Below are 19199 nucleotides of genomic sequence, written 5' to 3'. Positions count from 1 at the left end.
CAACCATCCCGGAAGATTGTCGCGTCCCCTCATCTGCTAAATAAATCATATAACGAATCCCCATCTGGTTACAGGTGGGGATTATTTGACGCTTACCGTTGTACCCTAAATGATTAACTTATTTAATGGAATTTCTGGTTGAATCGTATCTTATGATGAGGTCAGCTCGCCACCATTAACGTGAATGGTTTGGCCAGTAACAAATCTGGAATCGTCAGAGGCAAGAAAAACGTACGCTGGCGCAAGCTCAAATGGTTGGGCCATTCTCCGCATCGGATTACCGGAACCTAATAGAGCGACCTGATCTGCAGAATAGGTTGACGGCTGGAGCGGAGTCCAGGTTGATCCTGGTGCTACAGCATTGACCCGAATTCCCTTACCTATAAGATTATTGGCCAAAGCACGAGTAAAGCCAATATTCGCTGCCTTCGTTGATGTGTAATCAATCAATTGTGAAGGTCCTTTAAAAGCCGTAACCGAAGATGTATTAATAATTGAGCTGCCTGGTTTCAAATAGAGAAGCGCCGCTCGAGTTGTGTAAAAATGAGAATAGATATTAACTTTAAGGGTGTCATCGAATTGCTCGTCAGTAATATCGAGTAAACTTGGCTGCTGGAACTGGATACCCACGTGGTTCACTAGAATATCCAATCGTCCGAATGATTGGATCGTTTGTTCCACGATGGAAATACATTGATTTTTGTCTCGGACATCACCTGGCAATAAAATGCAGCGCTGGCCGAGTTGTTCGATCCGTGTTTTTGTTCTGATTGCATCTTCATGTTCATCAAAGTAGGAAATAGCAACATCTGCGCCTTCTTTAGCAAACGCAATCGCTACAGCTGCTCCGATCCCGCTGTCCCCACCTGTGATGAGGGCAACTTTCCCTGTTAATTTCCCGCTTCCCCTATACTCTGGATTTTCAATAATAGGCCGGGGGATCATCAGTCTTTCAAAACCAGGCTGTCGAAGTTGACGTTGTTCAGGGACATTAATCGGAATGTCCTCATAGCGGGTTATGACCCCGTAATTTGGATACATTGGATAATTTCCATCGGTGATTCCCTTCTGATTTTTTTGCTCATCCTGCTCCATTGGAATCCTCCTTACATGAATAGAAATGACTTTTTTACATTATGTTAGATGGGCGTACCCAGTGCATGTTCCAATCCACAATTGTTTAAAGCTTGATGAAAGAAGTACTGGCTCTTTATAGGAAGTTGCTGAATAAGGTGTATTAAGAAATTTAAGAGGAGGTTATTCGCTTGTTTCAATATAGTCCTGAAGTCCAATTATTACTCGTGAATTTTTCAGATGAAAAAGTAGAGATGCTCTATGATGACAACCCTCACACGTGGCCAATGCCGTTAATAGGACCCAGACCACCCTATTATACTAATCCTCGTTACGTACAAACCTATCCCATACTCTAAAAAGATACATCAGTAGTTTAAGTAGGGGCTGAAGAACTCCCCAAAATTCCTGAATCGGTAAATATAGGCAAACAAAAAATGAGGAGGAAAAGTCATGCAACTTTTCTTCTTCAACATATATTTAGAGTATCTCATTATCAATCATGTAAAATCTTTTTCATTTTTTTGTACTCATCTTCCATGATTTCGCCTCGGGCAAATCGTTCTTTTAAAATCGATTCGGCATGATCGCTGATGTTCGAATGTTGATTTGAATTTTTGATTAAGGATATCACTAGATAAATTACGGCAATAAAGAGTGCGAGTTATGAACTACATCGGGAATTCGTTCCCGATGTAGTTCATAGCGTAGGTTTCAGCCATCGTTTTATAACTCCCGTCTTAAGTCGTAAAGGAAAGAAGTTTTGTTGATTACTTCTATTATCTGGCGAACGGCGGCTGCTCAGCCACTTTTTAATTCTGCTCCATGAGTATGGCCCCCATCGGACGGAGGACCAAATCCTGATTTGGAAAGTTACGAATCACCTTTTCACGAGGCGTTCCATGCCATTGGTTGTCCGCAAACGGCGGCGATAGGGTTCGGGCAGGGAAAGCACTGCGGTGACATCATCATATTATGACGCCTCGACAAACTCTGTGATCCGTGGGACTTTCTCCTGGTAACCGTCAAAAAAGAGTGAAGCAGGGTCTGAGCTGTGTTAACGTCAGCACTTGATCGAGTATTGTTTACTGCGGACAGTTACAGTGCATGATGACAAAATTGAGGTGGAATTCAAGTCAGGCATTAGTATAGATGTTGAAAATTGAACTGAATAACTAAATATTATTAGGATCTGACACCTTGTTGAAATACAGGGTGTCTTCATATTTATTGCGATGAGTCAGTATAAATTAGATTATTAATATTCACAAAATACAAATCACTGATATAATTTTTTATAGAGTAAACAGCGAACCAGAGCGTGACCTTTACAGTGGATGCAGATGTGTCCGAGAAATTAAGCATCGCATTGAATGTAACAAATGAAACACAAAACACCGCAGTGGAAAGCTGTATGCGTTGGTATATTGCAAAGACTTTTGAAAAAGCATCACAAACCTATAAACCAAAATGGTTACTATTTTTGGATATAGCGCACCAAAAAGTGATGTAGAAGCTATTGCAATGTTGAAAAAAGCATGGGGTGCGGTGGAAGACAGGAAGTTTGAAGAAATAGAAATAGTTGATTTGTGTGATGAAGATAAAGTTATCAAATCGTGGGACGATTTTATACATACGCATCATTATTCATACCACTCCAACTTTTTCACAACAACAATAGGAAGATGCCCTAGGAGAAGTTGTGAAGCAACATGTGACAGATTGATGATAAAGGAGCATTCAAGTGACATTAATAGAGATTGGGTTGATTTTTGCGTTATTAGGTGGGGTGGTATTTAAACTGTTTCCCCCAAAGAATATCAATAGTATATATGGTTGGCGTTCAAGGTTAGCTATGCAGAATAAGGATACATGGGCAGAAGCCCAAAGGTACGGCAGTAATACATTTATAGTAGGAGGAGTTGTTTTAGCACTGATTGGAGGTATTATTCAGGTTATTTGGCCTAAATTGAATAAATCAATAATACCTATGCTTTTAATTCTGGCAGTAGTAGCAGCAATTATATTTGCTGGAGAAGTACATCTAAGAAAGATCTTTAACAAAGACGGAAGTAGAAAATGATTGTGGAAATATAGGTATCATGCCCACCTCTTGTCCTATTTCGGTTTTCCCTTGTTTCTATCGTGCAACATTTTTGGTTTAACTTCGAAAAAACGGTGATAAACAGGTGAAAACAGGCAAAGAAATGGCTATTATTAAATCAAAAAATCCTAAACGGGTGTTCGGTTGAAAAACGTTACTTTAACTCGAACGGTGGAATGCAGGGTGAAGGCGGGTGATTTCGCAAAAGCTTATTATGGGTGTACATAGAAGAGAAAAGAAAATAGATTGAAGTGAAAATCAATTAGATAGGTAAAGGAGTTTGGAGAATTTATGAAGAAGATCATGGTAGACACTTATAAATTAGACAGAGTTTCAACTCGAATGGCGAAAGATTTCGGAACGATTCCTAAAGGACATGAAGAGTATTACGCATATCCTCTTTCGGTAATGGAAGGCAACATGCTGAAGCTCCATCGTCAAGAATCTAATCGCTCAGGTCGACAAGCATTAACCGCTATTCGAATGGCATTGCTTACCGTAAATGGATATATTAAACAAGTTGAGTATGATTTTAGTAGTCATGCTACTTCGGAAAATCAGGCATTATTGCATGGGCTGCTTATGGGGTTTGATCCTTTTACCAATGAACAAGTTCATGAAGTAGTAATGAAAGAAACCAATTCTTTCGATACTAAGAAATACTTCATGATACCGATAAAATGCCTGTTAAGGATTGAAAAATCCATTAAACACTGGACGAAACATCTAGGACCGACCGGTTATTTTACCTTTATTGAGAATCAAATGGGGCAATTGATAGAGCAGGATGATGTAATGAATTTTGCGATTTTAACCGAAAAAGAAAAGCTTTGATTATCTTTTTAGTGACAGGGAATTATACTAACTGACAACAAAATTTTATATTTTGAAAATGAAAGTTAAATTTGTAATAGTAATCGTATAAGGGGAGAAAAAGCATGCCTAAAATTGGAAGGAACGATTTATGCCCTTGCGGAAGCGGTAAAAAATACAAAAAATGCTGTATGGACAAAGATAAACAATTGATGGCAAAACAAATTGTTAGGAATCCCGTTAATAGGTTTATTACCTATGAAGAGGTGAACGAATTAAGTACCGATGAAATCATCCTCATGTTACGGAAATTTGGTATTCCATTTAAACAGGAAACCTTTTTAAAAGATATCGAAAAGTTCTACTCTGCCGAAGATCTTACGGAGAATTGGTTCCATCACTATACGGTTACTGCAAGAGGTAGAGATGAAGATTTCCCTTGGATGGCGGCCTGGATTTTGTGGGAAAGATTGGCTCCACCGAAAAAATTATCCATGGAACAAATGGGTGACTTGATTGATAAGGGTTTTGAGTATGTAGATGAAAATGACTCAACATCTGCATGTGATACATGGTTGACAGTCTGGGAGGGAATAAAGGATAGAATCGAACCTGAATTCCAAAATTTAGATTATCTGGACAAGCATTATAAGGGCAGTTTTTTTATTAAGAATTTTTGCCAGGATCTGGAAACAGAACTTCATAATGCGGGTATGGATGAGCCTGTTTATTTTGAAAAAAGAATAAAGTATTGTCGTGATTTTTGTAACTATTTTCCCAAAGAAAATGAATTAATCGTTCATAATATGCGGCGTGCCATTGCGGAATCGTACGCTAAATTAGGCCAATACGAGAAGGCTGAGTCCGAGTTTGAGAAGTTGGTGCAAGATTTTCCGAACAATCCATGGGGCTATATCGGCTGGGGAGATTTGTTTTTCTTTGAACAAAAGAAAGATTATGCTAAGGCGCAAGATCTATATGAAAAGGGTCTAGCCATTGCAAAGGATCAAATGGATAGTGACGCAATAAAAGAGAGGCTAGATGAGTTAAAGGAAGAACGATAAACATACTGGTTTTACATGGATGTGGCTTATTGTTGGTAACAAATGAGTCAATTTCTGTTTCTCCCGCAATCTCTCTTTGCGATCGCCCCTCTCTGAAGTATTTTAATAAAATATCCTGCTTTAGGTTCAAAATAATTGTTATCCCCATCTCCCCACAGCAGACCAGTGAATCATCTATGGGTTTATTTTAGCTGAGTGGGGGAATTTTTTTATGATTATCCTAGGTTACTTTTAGATTACATAAAAGATAATTTCATTCACCATATTTGAGGATGAAAATTAGTGTAGGATTACGTAACATAATTATAATGTTGTTTTATAAAAACGTTATAACCGGTTATACTGGTAATGAAGAGGTGAACGGATATGGATTTTCAAAAATATCTGGAGTGTCATTTTGGCTATGAGGAGCCAATCTTGACTGAAGAGCTCAGAGATAAACTGAATATTAATCCAAATACATTGCGTCAAAATTTAAAAAAGGCAGCGGATAGTGGGATCATTACACGTTATGCTTTGAAAGCGGGTATTTATTATCGTCCGAACCCAAAACCGTTATTTCGTTCTTCATTAAGTCTTGACTCAGTTATTAAAAAGAAATACTTGTTTGACTCAGCGAATCATCGAATAGGGTACGTGACGGGCTTGTCGTTTGCGAACGAACTGGGATTAACCACCCAAAACGCGTTAGCCTATGAAATTGTTACCAACAGGGAAAAAATGAGTTCGAGAAAAGTTATATATGGCAAAAGCAGCGTTTTCTTGATGAAGCCCAAACTATTGGTTACTGCTCGGAATTATAAATTGCTGCAAATTTTTGATCTGATTAGCAGGTTTGACGATTACAGCGAACGACCACTTGAAGAATCAATAGGCAAATGCTTCGATTATTTACAGGGGCTAACTATTTCCTGGGAAGAAATAAAAAGATATCTGTCTGCCTACTCAGAGCATGACCAACTGGCCATATACAGGAGTGACTTGGTTTATGAACTTGCATCAAAACAAAGAGCTTTTCGAGGAAGTCATTAACGCCGTATCTGAGGATTCCGGGCTCAAAAGCTCCATTGTTGAAAAGGATTATTATGTATCTTTACTGCTTGAACGAATTAAGACGAACTATCCACAAATTGTTTTTAAGGGCGGTACATCTTTAAGCAAATGTTACCACTTGATTCATCGTTTTTCGGAAGATATTGATCTTAATTTTCAACAGGACATCGAAACAACTGGGTCAGAAAAACGCAAGTTGAAACAAGCGATTGTTGATTCTGCAAATGAAATCGGCATGAGTCTTGAGAATGAAGCCGAGATAAAAAGTAGAATGGATTTCAATCGATACCAATTTGCTTACCCAAGTGTAACAGGAGCAGATCTTCAAAAAGTTACTATGTCGAGACCTATGTGCTGCTAAAATCTTTTCCCACGGATGTGAGGCAAGCGATAAATTACATTCTCGACTATTTGATTAAGCAACGCCAAGATGTGTTTATCGAAAAATATGAAATGAATGCATTTAGTATACAAGTGCAAAGTATTGAACGTACGTTTATCGATAAACTATTTGCCCTCTGTGATTACTCTATCGATGGAAAATATACGAGAAATTCGCGGCATCTTTATGATCTTCACATGATCTATAAGACGTACAAAAATCGGTTCAACAGTGACAAAATCAGGCCGCTGTTTAAACAGGTAGCTGAGGAACGCTCAAAGAGTGACCATGCTTATTCAGCAGTTAAGAACTTTAAATTGCTTGAGACTTGCAGAAAACTAATTAATGAAGATTATTTTAAAGCGGACTATGAGGGGACGAGCAATGTACAATTGTTTCTTCCAAGTGACTCACCAATTAGCTATGAGATCGTAAAGAGTTCTTTCATTAAAATTATTGAGTCAGGACTTGTTCCAGTAGTCATTGACTGAATGAAGAGAGTGAATAAATGAATCATTCTGTCCCATATGCTGAATGTGTAAGTTTAGTAAGATCAGAGTAGAAAGGACTGCAAACGGGTGAGGCAGGAAATTCTGAAAAGGGAAGCTCATCTCTACATCAGGCAGACATTTCCTTGAATCATTGTTAAAATGAATTCGTTGTGTGTTGTCACAATCAATAAAGAAGTATTCAGCAGAAGGTGAAGTTAGGTGAAGAGAGAGAAGTTAAAGAGAGGCCTTAGTGCGCGCCATATTCAGATGATCGCGCTGGGCGGAACGATCGGCGTTGGTTTGTTCATGGGCTCAGCGAGTACAATTCAGTGGACGGGCCCGTCCGTGCTGCTTGCTTATGCGATCAGCGGATTGTTTATTTTCTTCATTATGCGGGCGATGGGGGAGATGTTATACGTTGCGCCGAGCACCGGATCATTTGCGACATTCGGACGCGAGTTTATTCATCCGCTCGCTGGTTATCTGACCGCGTGGAGTAACTGGTTTCAATGGGTCATCGTCGGCATGTCTGAAGTGATCGCCGTAGGAACCTACATGAAGTTCTGGTTTCCGGGGCTGCCGGCCTGGATTCCCAGTGTTCTGGTTGTGATCATTCTCGGTACGGCGAACCTGATTTCTGTCCGTTCGTTCGGCGAATTTGAATTTTGGTTTGCGATGATCAAGGTGGTTACGATTATTTTGATGATTATTGCCGGAATCGGATTGATCTTTTTCGGATTTGGAAATGGCGGACGAGCGATTGGCTTATCGAATCTCTGGGCACACGGCGGTTTTTTTACAAAAGGGTGGACAGGCTTTTTCTTTTCGCTGTCGCTCGTCGTTGCGGCTTTCCAGGGGGTTGAACTGATCGGCATCACTGCCGGTGAAGCGAAGCATCCGGAAAAAACAATTGTCCGGGCGATTCAGAGCATCATCTGGCGTGTCCTGATTTTCTATATTGGCGCGATCTTTGTGATTGTCACCGTCTACCCGTGGAATCAGCTTAATGAACTGGGCAGCCCATTCGTTATTACGTTCGCGAAAATCGGCATCACCGCTGCAGCCGCGATCATTAACTTTGTCATCATTACGGCAGCGATGTCCGGGTGCAACAGCGGTATTTACAGTGCCGGACGGATGCTCTACACGCTGGGTGAATTCGGACAGGCACCCAAATGCTTCAAAAAAGTCTCCGGGAACGGAGTGCCGCTTTTTGGCACGATTGCTGTGCTCATCGGTCTTACTATCGGTGTTGTGCTGAACTTTGTCGCACCGCCGAAAATTTTTGTTTACGTCTACAGCGCGAGTGTCCTTCCGGGGATGGTCCCCTGGTTCGTCATTCTGATCAGCCATCTCAGGTTCAGAAAAATAAAAGAAACTGAGTCGCAGAAACATCCGTTTAGAATGCCGCTTGTACCGTTTTCAAACTATTTAACGATTGTCTTTTTAATCGTTGTATTAATCGGGATGTGGTTCAATCCGGATACACGGCTGTCGCTGATTGTCGGGATTATTTTCCTTTGTCTCGTCGTCGCCAGCTATTATGTTTCCGGCGTTGGCAAACGGGATAATCTGGAAAATGAAGCACGATCGAATCAATAAAAGTCATCTTGGCCAAACAGGTGATCCGATTGATTCAGAAAATGATACGCAATGTTACGGCGGATCGAAGAAGATTTTGAGAAGTTGAGGCTTTGTTGGCGTGTTGCCATATACCATTTTCACTCTGAAGGGTACCATCAATGTGTCTGTTTTCATTGATTGGTACCTTTTTTGATACTGTGGTGGAGAGGGAAGAGCCCTGCATGATTTGATTTAACTGGTTTCAGCAAGGTATGTCATTTGATTTAAACTGCTTAATCATGCTATAAGTGTTAAGAAAGCAATCTTGGGGATGCAGATTCTGGACGAGTATCCCATAATGTGAGGATTTGAAGTTAACGATGAATGATAATTTTTGGCGTGATTTACCACGACCTTTTTTTATACTGGCACCGATGGAAGAGGTGACGGATGTTGTTTTTCGCCATGTGGTGAGTGCAGCAGCCAAGCCTGATGTGTTTTTTACCGAGTTTACAAACACGGATAGTTATTGCCATCCGGAGGGGATTCAAAGTGTGCGTGGGCGTTTGACTTTTACGGAGGATGAACAGCCGCTTGTCGCCCAAATATGGGGGGATAAACCGGAACACTTTCGGCAAATGAGTATTGGTCTGGCGAAGCAAGGGTTTCGTGGTGTGGATATCAATATGGGCTGCCCGGTGCCTAATGTGACGGCGAATGGGAAGGGAAGCGGCCTTATCCTGCGTCCCAAAGTTGCAGCAGATATCATCCAAGCTACAAAGGCAGGGGGCTTGCCCGTCAGTGTGAAGACAAGGCTTGGTTACTCGGATGTCGACGAATGGCACGACTGGCTGACACATGTATTGAAGCAAGACATTGCGAATCTGACCATTCATCTGCGTACACGAAAGGAAATGAGCAAAGTCGATGCACACTGGGAACTGATTCCGGAGATTATGAAACTCCGCGATCAGGTGGCACCGGATACACTTTTGACGATCAATGGCGATGTCACTGACCGGCAAACCGGCTTGAAGCTCGCTGATCAATACGGTGTGGATGGGCTGATGATTGGGCGCGGTATTTTTGCCAATCCATTTGCCTTTGAAAAGGAACCGAAAGATCATAGCAGCAAGGAACTGCTTGATCTCTTAAGGCTGCATCTCGATCTCCATGATCGCTATTCGGCAAAATTAGAGCTGCGTCCGTTTACAGCACTTCATCGCTTTTTTAAAATCTATGTCCGGGGTTTTCGCGGGGCAAGTGACTTAAGAAATCAACTGATGAGCACAAAGTCAACGGATGACGTGCGTGCATTGCTTGATCGTTTTGATCAGCAACAAGAGAAAAATGATTTGGGGACTCAAACTGCTTCAACCTCCGTTTCACAACCCAACCGATGAGGAGTGACACTTTATGAAAAATGAGCGTGTGTACAAAATGGCGTTTTCCAGAGTTTACCCGCTGCTCGTCCAAAAGGCGGAGCGCAAAGGGCGTACCAACTCTGAGGTTGATGCTGTAATTTGCTGGCTGACAGGGTATGACGATGCCGGCTTGCAAGCGGCAGTTGAAAAAAATATAGATTATCAAACATTCTTTAGCGAAGCCCCGCAGATAAACACGAATGCGTCCAAAATCAAAGGTGTGATTTGCGGGCATCGCGTAGAGGAAATCGAAGAGCCGCTCATGCAGAAAATCAGGTGGCTTGATAAACTGGTGGACGAATTGGCAAAAGGCAAGTCTATGGAAAAGATTTTGAGGAGCTGAGGGTATGACTCCTATACCAACGGAGCCGACAGGACTTAATTTATACTTACTTGTTCCCACCAACAAATTAAGGACAAGTTTCAACGCATGAGGTCCAATCTGAGAAATAAACGGAAAAATTCCGCTTATTTAGAGAATGAATAAAAAAAATGCTTAAATAGACGGAGAAATTCCGCTTATCGAATTGATAAACGTGAAAATGGAGAGTTTTTCTGTGAATAACCGGAAAAATTACCCTTATTTACCGGCGAAACAAGCTCGATGATGCAATTAACCGGAAAATCTCCGCTTATTTTTTTACTCGTCACTCGTTATTTAATGAAGGACCAGAATGCTTCGGCAACGCGAAGACTACCGCATGCTTAGGAAGTAAGGACCGGGCACTTTTTGGCCGGTTTTTTTATCTCTATTGTTTCATCAGATACATAAATGAAAGGATTATGAGCAAATGAAACAGATAATCGAATCAATCAAATACAATAATGGAACATTTCCGAAGGATCAGCTGCAGCAAATTATTAAAAGAAAAGACGAGGCTATTCCGTTTCTTCTTGAGATCGTCGAAGAAGTTGTTCATCATCCTGATGACTATGATGAGGAGCGAATAGATCATCTTTACGCATTATATCTGTTATCGCAATTTCGGGTCAAAGAATTATTTCCTTTATTAGTTAAAATCCTGCATTTTCCAGAGGATAAACTTGATTTGTTACTAGGAGACACATTGACTGAGGGCACAGGCCGCATGCTGGCAACCGTTTATAATGGAGACCTTGAAACGCTTCAACAACTGATCGAAAATACAGAGCTGGATGAGTTCGCGCGCGGTCAGGGTCTCAGTGCACTGGTCATCCTTGCCCTAAATGGAAAAATTGAAAGGGAAAGGATCGTCACCTATTTTGAAGACTTGCTCACGGAAAAATTGTCTGATGAGCATTATTATTTTAATGCCCATCTTGTCAGCTGTTGCACGGACCTGTATCCGCAAGAATCCTACGATTCTATAAAACGTGTTTACGCAAAGGGCTGCGTAGATACGATGGTGATCGGTTTGAAGACTGTAGAACGAGCGCTAGAGTCTACCAAAGAAGAAACACTTAATAAATATAGAAACAATCCCTATTTTAAATTCATTGAGGATTCGATTGCTGAAATGAACTGGTGGGCATGTTTTGATAAGGATGAGAAGGACGAGCAGTTTCTATGGGAAGATGAGTTAGAGGAGGACGCATATCAACTCGAATCAAGTAATCAGCCAATTAAAGTGGACAAAATTGGCCGTAATGATCCTTGTCCCTGCGGCAGTGGACGGAAGTATAAGAAATGCTGCGGGAAGTGAGGGGAAACCCCACTGTGAGGAGAACATGTGAAATCAGTGATCAAACCTTACATTACGGATAATCACTGTGACATTTATTAATTAACGTTTTTACACTCCCCTCATAACAGCAGAGGGTATATGCGGAACTCTATATAATCACGTAAAAAAAGATCAACGAAGGTCCGTTGGTCTTTTTTGGCTTTTTTATTTTGACTATCCAGTCAGTAATATTCGGGAGTATTATAGAATTAACAATAAGCGCTGGACTGCATTTTAAGCAACAAGTGCTTTTATTAATCAATTAAATGTAGACTCCGAAAAATTCTAATGTGAAATTGAGATGTCATGATTACCATCATTGAGTAATGCTTAAAGCATTTGAACATTAAGAAAATGCGATAACCGGACGAAATGACATTTTTACATGGCAGAGGTACTCATTATGGTACGGCAAAACAAAACCGATAAACTAACGAGAATGACAAAATTCGAGACGACAAGCAAATTACGGTTTAGCCGCATGTGGCTCATTCCCAAAGAGACGGAAAAACCTAAAGATGGACGATATAAAGACAATTAGCCAAGGGAGGACAGCCGGTAAATGAAACGAATATTGATTATTGAAGATGATTTGTCCTTAGCGACCGGCATAGCGCTCGCCTTAAAAGACAGTGAATTTACCTTTGTGGAAGCACGGGATATGCGCTCAGCACGACTGGAGTCCGAAAACACGGCCTTTGATCTCATCATTCTAGACGTCAATCTGCCAGATGGTAATGGACTGGATTTTCTGATGGAACTACGCATGCACTCTGCCGTTCCGGTAATCATCCTCACTGCCAACGATCTGGAAACGGATGTGGTCACCGGTCTTGAACTGGGGGCGGACGATTATATTACCAAGCCATTCAGCCTGATGATCCTGAGGGCAAGAGTAGGTGCCAGGCTCCGAAGCGCCGCGCCTGTCCTTGTCGATCCAATACGGATTAGTGGCTTTCAGTTCTCCTTTGCAAAAATGGAGTTTTTTAAAAACAGCGTTCCCATTGAATTGAGCAAAACGGAACAAAAGCTGCTTCGTATTTTGATTGAAAATAGAGGACATGCCCTGACAAGATCGCAGTTGGTGGACGCCATTTGGACAGATGGCGTTCAGTATGTGGATGAAAACGCCCTCTCAGTTACGGTCAAGCGTTTGCGTGATAAGCTGGAGGACACACCATCCTTACCTGCATATATTAAAACCATATACGGCATTGGCTATACCTGGGCGGCGATATAATGGACAAGTGGAGTTTAATAATCGGGATTGCCGCAGTCACCGTGATGGTTGCCGTCATTCCAACTATTTTTTTATACCGTAGAAGGATGCAACGAATCATGAACTCCTTGATTACTATGCTAGACAGTGTCATGGACGGCAGTTTTACCGTAAACACTTTTGATGAATCCGCTTTGTCCGCCGTGGAAGCGAAAATGGCTCGCTTTTTATCATCTTGCGCGGTATCCTCAAAAAATTTGATCGCGGAAAAAGAGAATATCAAGCGACTGATCTCCGACATATCCCATCAAACCAAGACGCCCGTTGCCAATATCCTGCTTTATTCACAGATTCTTTTGGAGCATAAACTGCCAGAGGACAGTGCCATCTGTGTAAAAGCTCTGTCTACCCAGGCCGAAAAACTGGATTTTCTAATGGTAGCCCTAGTGAAGGTCTCTCGTCTGGAAAGCGGAATTATTACAGTCAATCCGCAAATGGGCACCGTGCAAACGCTGCTTGATGCCGTTATTATCCAAATCCGTCCCAAAGCGGAAGAAAAGGAGATTGCCATTGAAACTGAATTGATGAATGGCACAGCCTATTATGATTCCAAATGGACCGTTGAAGCGATTTATAATGTCCTCGACAACGCAGTAAAATATTCCCCTCGCCAAAGTACCATTAAAGTCTGTGCCATACCCTATAATTTGTTTTTTCGGATTGATGTCGTCGACCAAGGCATTGGCATTGCGGAGAAGGAGCAAGGAAGAATATTCTCTCGTTTTTATCGTTCCTCTAATGTCAGTGGGCAGGAAGGTGTAGGGCTTGGCTTATTTCTGACTCGGGAAATTCTTAAAAACGGTGGCGGGTACATCAAGGTTTCCGGAGCACCGGAACATGGCTCTACCTTTTCTATTTTTCTTCCGGCTGAGAAAAGATAAATCTTTCAAAGTTGTTAGATTTCTGAAAGAACGTGGAAAGATTGTTTGGTTATCATGTCTGTATCACGTAAGAATGTGATACAGACTTTTCTTATGGAGGAAGCTACCATGACTATATTAGAAGCAAAACAATTAAAAAAAGTTTATGGAAGCGGCCGAGCGGCCGTTCATGCGTTAGACGGAGTGGATTTGCAAATCGAAAAAGGCGAGTTTGTGGCTGTTGTGGGAACTTCGGGCAGTGGAAAATCTACTCTGCTCCATATGCTTGGAGGTCTGGACTGCCCGACCAGCGGAACTGTGGTGGTTGACGGCAAAGAAATCTTTACCTTGAAAGAGGAAGAACTAACAATTTTCCGACGCCGGAAGATTGGTTTTGTGTTCCAAAGCTTCAATCTTGTTCCAGTGCTGAATGTCTATGAGAACATTATCTTACCCATCCAGCTAGACGGCAACAAACCAGATAAAAGCTATGTGACAGATATCATACAGACACTGGGCCTTGAAAGTAAACGGCAATGCTTGCCAAACCAACTTTCCGGAGGAGAGCAGCAGCGGGTCGCCATCGCAAGGGCATTAGCCACAAAACCCGCCATTGTCCTCGCGGATGAGCCTACTGGAAACCTGGATAGCAGAACCAGTCAGGATGTGATCGGACTTTTGAAGGTGACCGGGAAAAAATTAAGCCAAACTATTGTCATGATTACCCACAATGAGGAACTCGCACAGCTTGCAGACTGTATCATTCGCATTGAGGATGGAAGAATTGCAGGTGGTGATGGGATATGATTCGAGTAGGAAACAGAAAAGTAATCCGCAAATTGGCAGTTAGGAGCTTTCACGCTGCAAAAACACGCAACATCATCGCCGTGATTGCTATTGCCCTAACTGCGCTTTTATTTACTAGTCTGTTAACGATGGGATCTGGCATGATGAAAAGTATGCAGCGTGCCAATATGATTCTGTCCGGAGGTGACGGACAAGCCCGTGTAAACGATATGACCGAATCAGAGTATCGCACCATAAGCAACCATTCTCTGATAAAAGAAATTGCCTATTGTCGCAAACTTGCTGACAGCGTGGATAATGACTCCCTTATCAAACGGCATACAGAGTTTTGGTATTATGATGATCTCGGGATGAACGATGCGTTTGTTGAGCCTACGAGTGGAGATAAGCCGCAAGCAGAAAACGAGATAATCACCGATACGACGACGCTAAAACTGCTGGGTGTTCCACAAAAACTAGGCGCTCCTATAAAATTAGACTTCACCGTCCACAATAAAAAAGTTACGCGTGATTTCGTGCTTGCCGGTTGGTGGAAGAGTTACCCTGGTGTGCAGACGGGCACGATTCTTGCCTCCCGGGCTTATGTGAACGCTCATTTGGATGAATTGAAAAGCACCTACCGCAAGGATCGGTCAGAAACCGGAACCATCTCCGGAATTATAAAATTCGCAGGCACACAAAACATTAAAAAAGACCTGGAGAAGGTAGTGACAGACAGCGGATTTTCCATGGATACGAACGCACCCAACTATATAAATACAGGAATTAATCCTCTGTATTTGTCGAAGCAGACAACATTAGGAGTTGGAACGGTCGTCGCACTTTCCTGTGCCTTACTATTATTTGTATTCACAGGCTATATGATTATCTATAATATTTTTCAAATTTCCGTTTTACGCGATATGCACTTTTATGGATTGCTGAAAACCATCGGCACTACTGGACGGCAACTTTATGCGATCATTGGCCGACAGGCATGGATGCTTTCGCTGATCGGTATTCCATTGGGACTCGGTGGTGGCTTTTTTGTAGGCAAGGCTCGGTTGCCGACGCTGCTGGCGCAATCCAGTTTCGAGGGGAACGCGGTACTTGTATCACCTGATCCTCTTGTCTTTGTAGTGGCCGCCGCATTTACACTAATTACCGTGTTTATCAGCACCAGAAAGCCAGCAAAAATGGCGGCAAAAGTATCCCCAATCGAAGCTGTTCGCTATACAGATGCCGATTTAAGCGGCGGTAAGAAAAGAAAGAAAAAGACAAAAAATGGAAACCCTCAAAAAAGGATGGCATGGGCCAATCTTGGGCGAAATAAGAAACGTACTGTTCTAGTGATTCTAAGTCTTTCGCTGAGCATCGTGCTAACCAATACGGTTTTCAATTTTTCGCAGAGCGTGGATGCGGAGCATGCACTTAAAAATGCCAGTGTTTCTGATTTTAGTATCGGTCAGGCGAGCCTACTTTTTCAGTATCAAGTCAATGCAAAAAGTGCGCTTAGCAAAAGTTTTATCAGCGCTGTAGAAAAACAGGATGGATTTAAAACAGGTGGTCGCCAATACGGCTGTAAAGCCACATACACAAGCAAAACCACCAAGCAGTCCTACAATCAGCAGCAGGACGGTTCATTTTCCACACATATATACGGGATGGATAAATTTCCATTTTCGCGTCTGAAATTAGTGGATGGTGAACTAGATAAAGAGAAACTTGCAACAGGGAAGTACATCTTAGAGGGTGTCTGGGTAGATTCACGCGGCCATATGGATAGGGACAGTATGAATCATCGTATTGGAGATAAAGTCAAATTGCATGATAACGGTACGATTCATGAAGTAACGGTACTTGGCCATGTTATCGCAAACGAGGCAAATACTTATGACTGGGTCGGCTCCTGCTTCTTTCTTCCGGGGGCTGTTTATAAAAAAGTTACCGGCAATACCTATGCCATGAGCTATGTTTTTGATGCTACGCATGATAAAGAAGCTGAGATGGAGCAGTTTCTAAAGCAGTATACAAATCGAGTTGAGCCAACAATGAGCTATAAATCCAAACTCACGACCTTAGCAGGTGTTACGAATATTAAAAATACCATCGTATCGATTGGCGGCACGGCAGCATTCATTATTGGAATCATTGGTATTTTGAATTTTATCAACACCATTTTAACCGGTATTCTGATTCGCCGCAGAGAACTGGCCATACTGCAAAGTATCGGCATGACTAGAAAACAGCTTGTTGCAATGCTATGCCTAGAGGGATGCTATTATGCCACATTTACTGCGGTAATTTCCTTGTTGTTAAGCCTTGGAAGTTCCCAATTTATCGTGCGTCCACTATGTGATCAGATTTGGTTTTTGAACTTCGAATTTAATTTCTGGCCACTGGTAATCATCTTCCCGCTGTTATTTGGGCTAGCTTCTTTGGTTCCCTATGCTGCCTATCGCTTTACAGGAAGACAAAGTGTTGTAGAATGTCTAAGGATTGATGGGTAATAAAAAGTTCAGAATGTAAAAGGTACATGCGATACTCAAATCTTTTTTTCTGTTTAAAGATCAGAATGCGCAAACCAAAAAGCTTTTTTAATGGCTATGTGGTGTAGATGCTTGAGAAGATCTAATTCATCTAAAATCGCCTTTGTTTCGATTAACTGTCGAATCATTACCGCCTTGTTCGCTATCAAGAGGTTACGATTTTTACTCTGCAAAATTGACATCACTTCTCTTGCATGACCACGCAAGCAGTAACTTATGATAAGGTTAATGGTATAATCAGAAAACAAAGAATAGATGGGAGTTCGAGAAACGGTAATCGATTCTTGGACTGCTTTTTTTATTTCTATTTTCTATCAGACTTTTGATCATCTTTTATTGATCCAACTAAGAACTACTTTTATGCTATTATATTAGAAAATATAGGGCATGTGCCAGGATTGTTTTGGCTCATACATAACATATATGAAGGGAACATGAAAATGAAACAGATCATCGAGTCGATTAAGTACTATAATGGACCATTTCCGAAGGACCAGTTACAACAAATCATTGAAAGAAAAGACGAGGCCATTCCGTTTCTTATTGAGATCGTCGAAGAAGTTGTTAATCATCCTGATGACTATGAAGAGAAGCGAATCGATTTTATTTATGCATTATATCTGTTATCGCAATTCCGAGTTAAAGAGCTGTTTCCATTATTAGTGAAAATTCTGCATCTTCCGGATGATAAACTTGATTTGATACTAGGAGACGTACTTACCGAAGGAACAAGTCGTATGCTGGCCTCCGTTTATAATGGAGACATTCAAACGCTTCAGCAACTGATCGAGAATACAGAGTTAGATGAGTATGCACGCGGTCAAGGTCTCAGCGCGCTGGTCATCCTTGCTCTGAATGGACAGATCGAGAGGGAAAAGATCGTCAAGTATCTTGAAAGCTTGCTCACGGAAAAATTGTCTGACGAGCATTACTATTTCACTGCCCATATTGTCAACTGCTGCACGGACTTATATCCGCAAGAAACCTATGATTCTATAAAACGTGTTTACGCGAAAGGATGCGTAGATACGATGGTGATCGGTTTGAAGGATGTAGAAAAAACGTTACAACTCACTAAGGAGGCAGCTCTTAAAAAAAGTAGAAATAACCTCCACTATCAATTCATTGAGGACTCAATTGCTGAAATGAACTGGTGGGCATGCTTTGATAAGGGTGGTAAGAGAGAACAACTTCCATGGGAAAAAGAATTAGGGGAGAGCGCCTATCATCTCGAGCCAAGGAATCAGCCAATTAAAGTTGACAAAATTGGACGTAATGATCCTTGCCCCTGCGGCAGCGGACGGAAGTATAAGAAATGCTGTGGGAAGTGAGGAAAACCCCACTACGATGAAAATAATTTCGGTGAAAGAGGGTTAATAGATGGAAGCATGGGAGAAGAGACTAAGTGATATATTTGGAGACTTTATTTACAAAAAAGTTGATGATGACGATCTTCCTATGGTTACAGACGAAACACTTGAAATATATTTAGACTATTTGAAGAAACAGCTTGTTTTCCCCTTTTCAGCTAATTATGAACATGAATCTGGTTTTTTATCTGCGGAGTCGATTGATGTTCAAGTTATAGGAATTGATGAGTTGATTGATAACTTTTATGGACTCATTTGTTCTGCTAAAACTAATGGAAAGAACATCTGTATTCCGATGGGTGATCTTGAGGTGAGTTCAAAAGATTCCAATTTCACCTTGATTGATGACTACAATACATGGTTTTGGAATTACAGATGATTTTAGGATCCATATAGTTAAAGAGACGAGACGTCAGAAACCAACTTTTAAATAGGGGAGGCTATTAATGCGACTTATATGGGCGTGTCATGGGAAGATCAGTGATAATAATGCCCCTACTTCGCTGATTTTGTTTGTAGCGATCACGGAATGAAAATAAGCATTCCAAAGCAGAAATTCGTATGGTTTCCGATGTGCCTGGTTTTCATGACGCTCGACAAAACAAAAAGCAGGGTTGTTGTGGGAAAAGATGCAAACTTAGGCGGATTTGCCGGAATTGAAGGTATTCCAATGCATTTTACAAA

Annotated in this window: 16 protein-coding genes and 3 pseudogenes; 17 read left to right on the top strand and 2 right to left on the bottom strand. The window is 41.5% G+C overall.

What is annotated here, in order from left to right; genetic code table 11:
• Positions 1 to 150: 150 nt before the first annotated feature.
• The gene (locus tag AC6F33_RS14260; protein WP_093674437.1) at positions 151 to 1095 is read right to left on the bottom strand and encodes an SDR family oxidoreductase; all 945 of its coding nucleotides are present in this window, start codon (positions 1093 to 1095) and stop codon (positions 151 to 153) included.
• A gap of 794 nt (positions 1096 to 1889) precedes the next feature.
• A pseudogene (locus tag AC6F33_RS14255) lies at positions 1890 to 2047 on the bottom strand (IS256 family transposase); the annotation flags it as partial.
• Positions 2048 to 2818: 771 nt separating this feature from the next.
• Between AC6F33_RS14255 and AC6F33_RS14250 the strand changes: the two are divergent.
• The 17 genes and pseudogenes from AC6F33_RS14250 to AC6F33_RS14170 all read left to right on the top strand — a co-directional run bounded on the left by AC6F33_RS14250 (position 2819) and on the right by AC6F33_RS14170 (position 18894).
• A complete protein-coding gene (locus AC6F33_RS14250) occupies positions 2819 to 3157 on the top strand; it encodes an SdpI family protein (protein WP_093674439.1) in 339 nt (112 codons plus the stop codon).
• Positions 3158 to 3469: 312 nt separating this feature from the next.
• Positions 3470 to 4012, top strand: coding sequence for a hypothetical protein (locus tag AC6F33_RS14245; RefSeq protein ID WP_093674440.1), 543 nt, complete (start codon positions 3470 to 3472; stop codon positions 4010 to 4012).
• Positions 4013 to 4116: 104 nt separating this feature from the next.
• Positions 4117 to 5055: a tetratricopeptide repeat protein gene (locus tag AC6F33_RS14240; protein WP_093674441.1), complete on the top strand. Its 939-nt coding sequence runs from the start codon at positions 4117 to 4119 to the stop codon at positions 5053 to 5055.
• A 366-nt stretch (positions 5056 to 5421) separates the two neighbouring features.
• The gene (locus AC6F33_RS14235) at positions 5422 to 6087 is read left to right on the top strand and encodes a hypothetical protein (protein WP_500777326.1); all 666 of its coding nucleotides are present in this window, start codon (positions 5422 to 5424) and stop codon (positions 6085 to 6087) included.
• On the top strand, positions 6044 to 6469 hold the full coding sequence (locus tag AC6F33_RS14230) for a nucleotidyl transferase AbiEii/AbiGii toxin family protein (protein WP_093674443.1): 426 nt from the start codon (positions 6044 to 6046) through the stop codon (positions 6467 to 6469). The genes AC6F33_RS14235 and AC6F33_RS14230 overlap by 44 nt, the downstream gene beginning before the upstream one ends.
• Complete coding sequence (locus AC6F33_RS14225; RefSeq protein ID WP_500777325.1) at positions 6460 to 6981, top strand: nucleotidyl transferase AbiEii/AbiGii toxin family protein; 522 nt, start codon at positions 6460 to 6462, stop codon at positions 6979 to 6981. Before AC6F33_RS14230 ends, AC6F33_RS14225 begins: the two co-directional genes overlap by 10 nt.
• A 267-nt stretch (positions 6982 to 7248) precedes the next feature.
• Positions 7249 to 8583: an amino acid permease gene (locus AC6F33_RS14220; RefSeq protein WP_500778168.1), complete on the top strand. Its 1335-nt coding sequence runs from the start codon at positions 7249 to 7251 to the stop codon at positions 8581 to 8583.
• A 341-nt stretch (positions 8584 to 8924) separates the two neighbouring features.
• Entirely contained in the window at positions 8925 to 9947 is a 1023-nt protein-coding gene (locus AC6F33_RS14215) for a tRNA dihydrouridine synthase (RefSeq protein ID WP_500777324.1), read from the top strand.
• 13 nt (positions 9948 to 9960) lie between these two features.
• On the top strand, positions 9961 to 10311 hold the full coding sequence (locus AC6F33_RS14210) for a DUF2200 domain-containing protein (RefSeq protein WP_500777323.1): 351 nt from the start codon (positions 9961 to 9963) through the stop codon (positions 10309 to 10311).
• A gap of 448 nt (positions 10312 to 10759) precedes the next feature.
• The gene (locus tag AC6F33_RS14205; protein WP_500777322.1) at positions 10760 to 11650 is read left to right on the top strand and encodes a DUF1186 domain-containing protein; all 891 of its coding nucleotides are present in this window, start codon (positions 10760 to 10762) and stop codon (positions 11648 to 11650) included.
• Between the two features lie 583 nt (positions 11651 to 12233).
• Positions 12234 to 12911 carry a response regulator transcription factor gene (locus AC6F33_RS14200; protein ID WP_500777321.1) on the top strand — a complete coding sequence of 226 codons (678 nt, stop codon included), beginning with the start codon at positions 12234 to 12236 and terminating at the stop codon, positions 12909 to 12911.
• Positions 12911 to 13831: a sensor histidine kinase gene (locus AC6F33_RS14195; RefSeq protein WP_500777320.1), complete on the top strand. Its 921-nt coding sequence runs from the start codon at positions 12911 to 12913 to the stop codon at positions 13829 to 13831. The genes AC6F33_RS14200 and AC6F33_RS14195 overlap by 1 nt, the downstream gene beginning before the upstream one ends.
• A 108-nt stretch (positions 13832 to 13939) precedes the next feature.
• Positions 13940 to 14617, top strand: coding sequence for an ABC transporter ATP-binding protein (locus AC6F33_RS14190; RefSeq protein WP_500777319.1), 678 nt, complete (start codon positions 13940 to 13942; stop codon positions 14615 to 14617).
• Complete coding sequence (locus AC6F33_RS14185; protein WP_500777318.1) at positions 14614 to 17106, top strand: ABC transporter permease; 2493 nt, start codon at positions 14614 to 14616, stop codon at positions 17104 to 17106. Before AC6F33_RS14190 ends, AC6F33_RS14185 begins: the two co-directional genes overlap by 4 nt.
• Positions 17107 to 17579: 473 nt before the next feature.
• A pseudogene (locus AC6F33_RS14180) lies at positions 17580 to 18299 on the top strand (DUF1186 domain-containing protein); the annotation flags it as partial.
• A gap of 84 nt (positions 18300 to 18383) precedes the next feature.
• Positions 18384 to 18476 (top strand): annotated as a pseudogene (locus AC6F33_RS14175) (SEC-C metal-binding domain-containing protein); the annotation flags it as partial.
• A 49-nt stretch (positions 18477 to 18525) separates the two neighbouring features.
• On the top strand, positions 18526 to 18894 hold the full coding sequence (locus AC6F33_RS14170) for a calcium-binding protein (protein WP_500777317.1): 369 nt from the start codon (positions 18526 to 18528) through the stop codon (positions 18892 to 18894).
• Positions 18895 to 19199 lie beyond the last annotated feature (305 nt).

It is taken from the genome of Sporolactobacillus sp. BBK16-2, assembly GCF_059878335.1.
The sequence above is the reverse complement of the archived record's forward strand: the minus strand, read 5'-3'. Positions and strand labels throughout refer to the sequence as shown.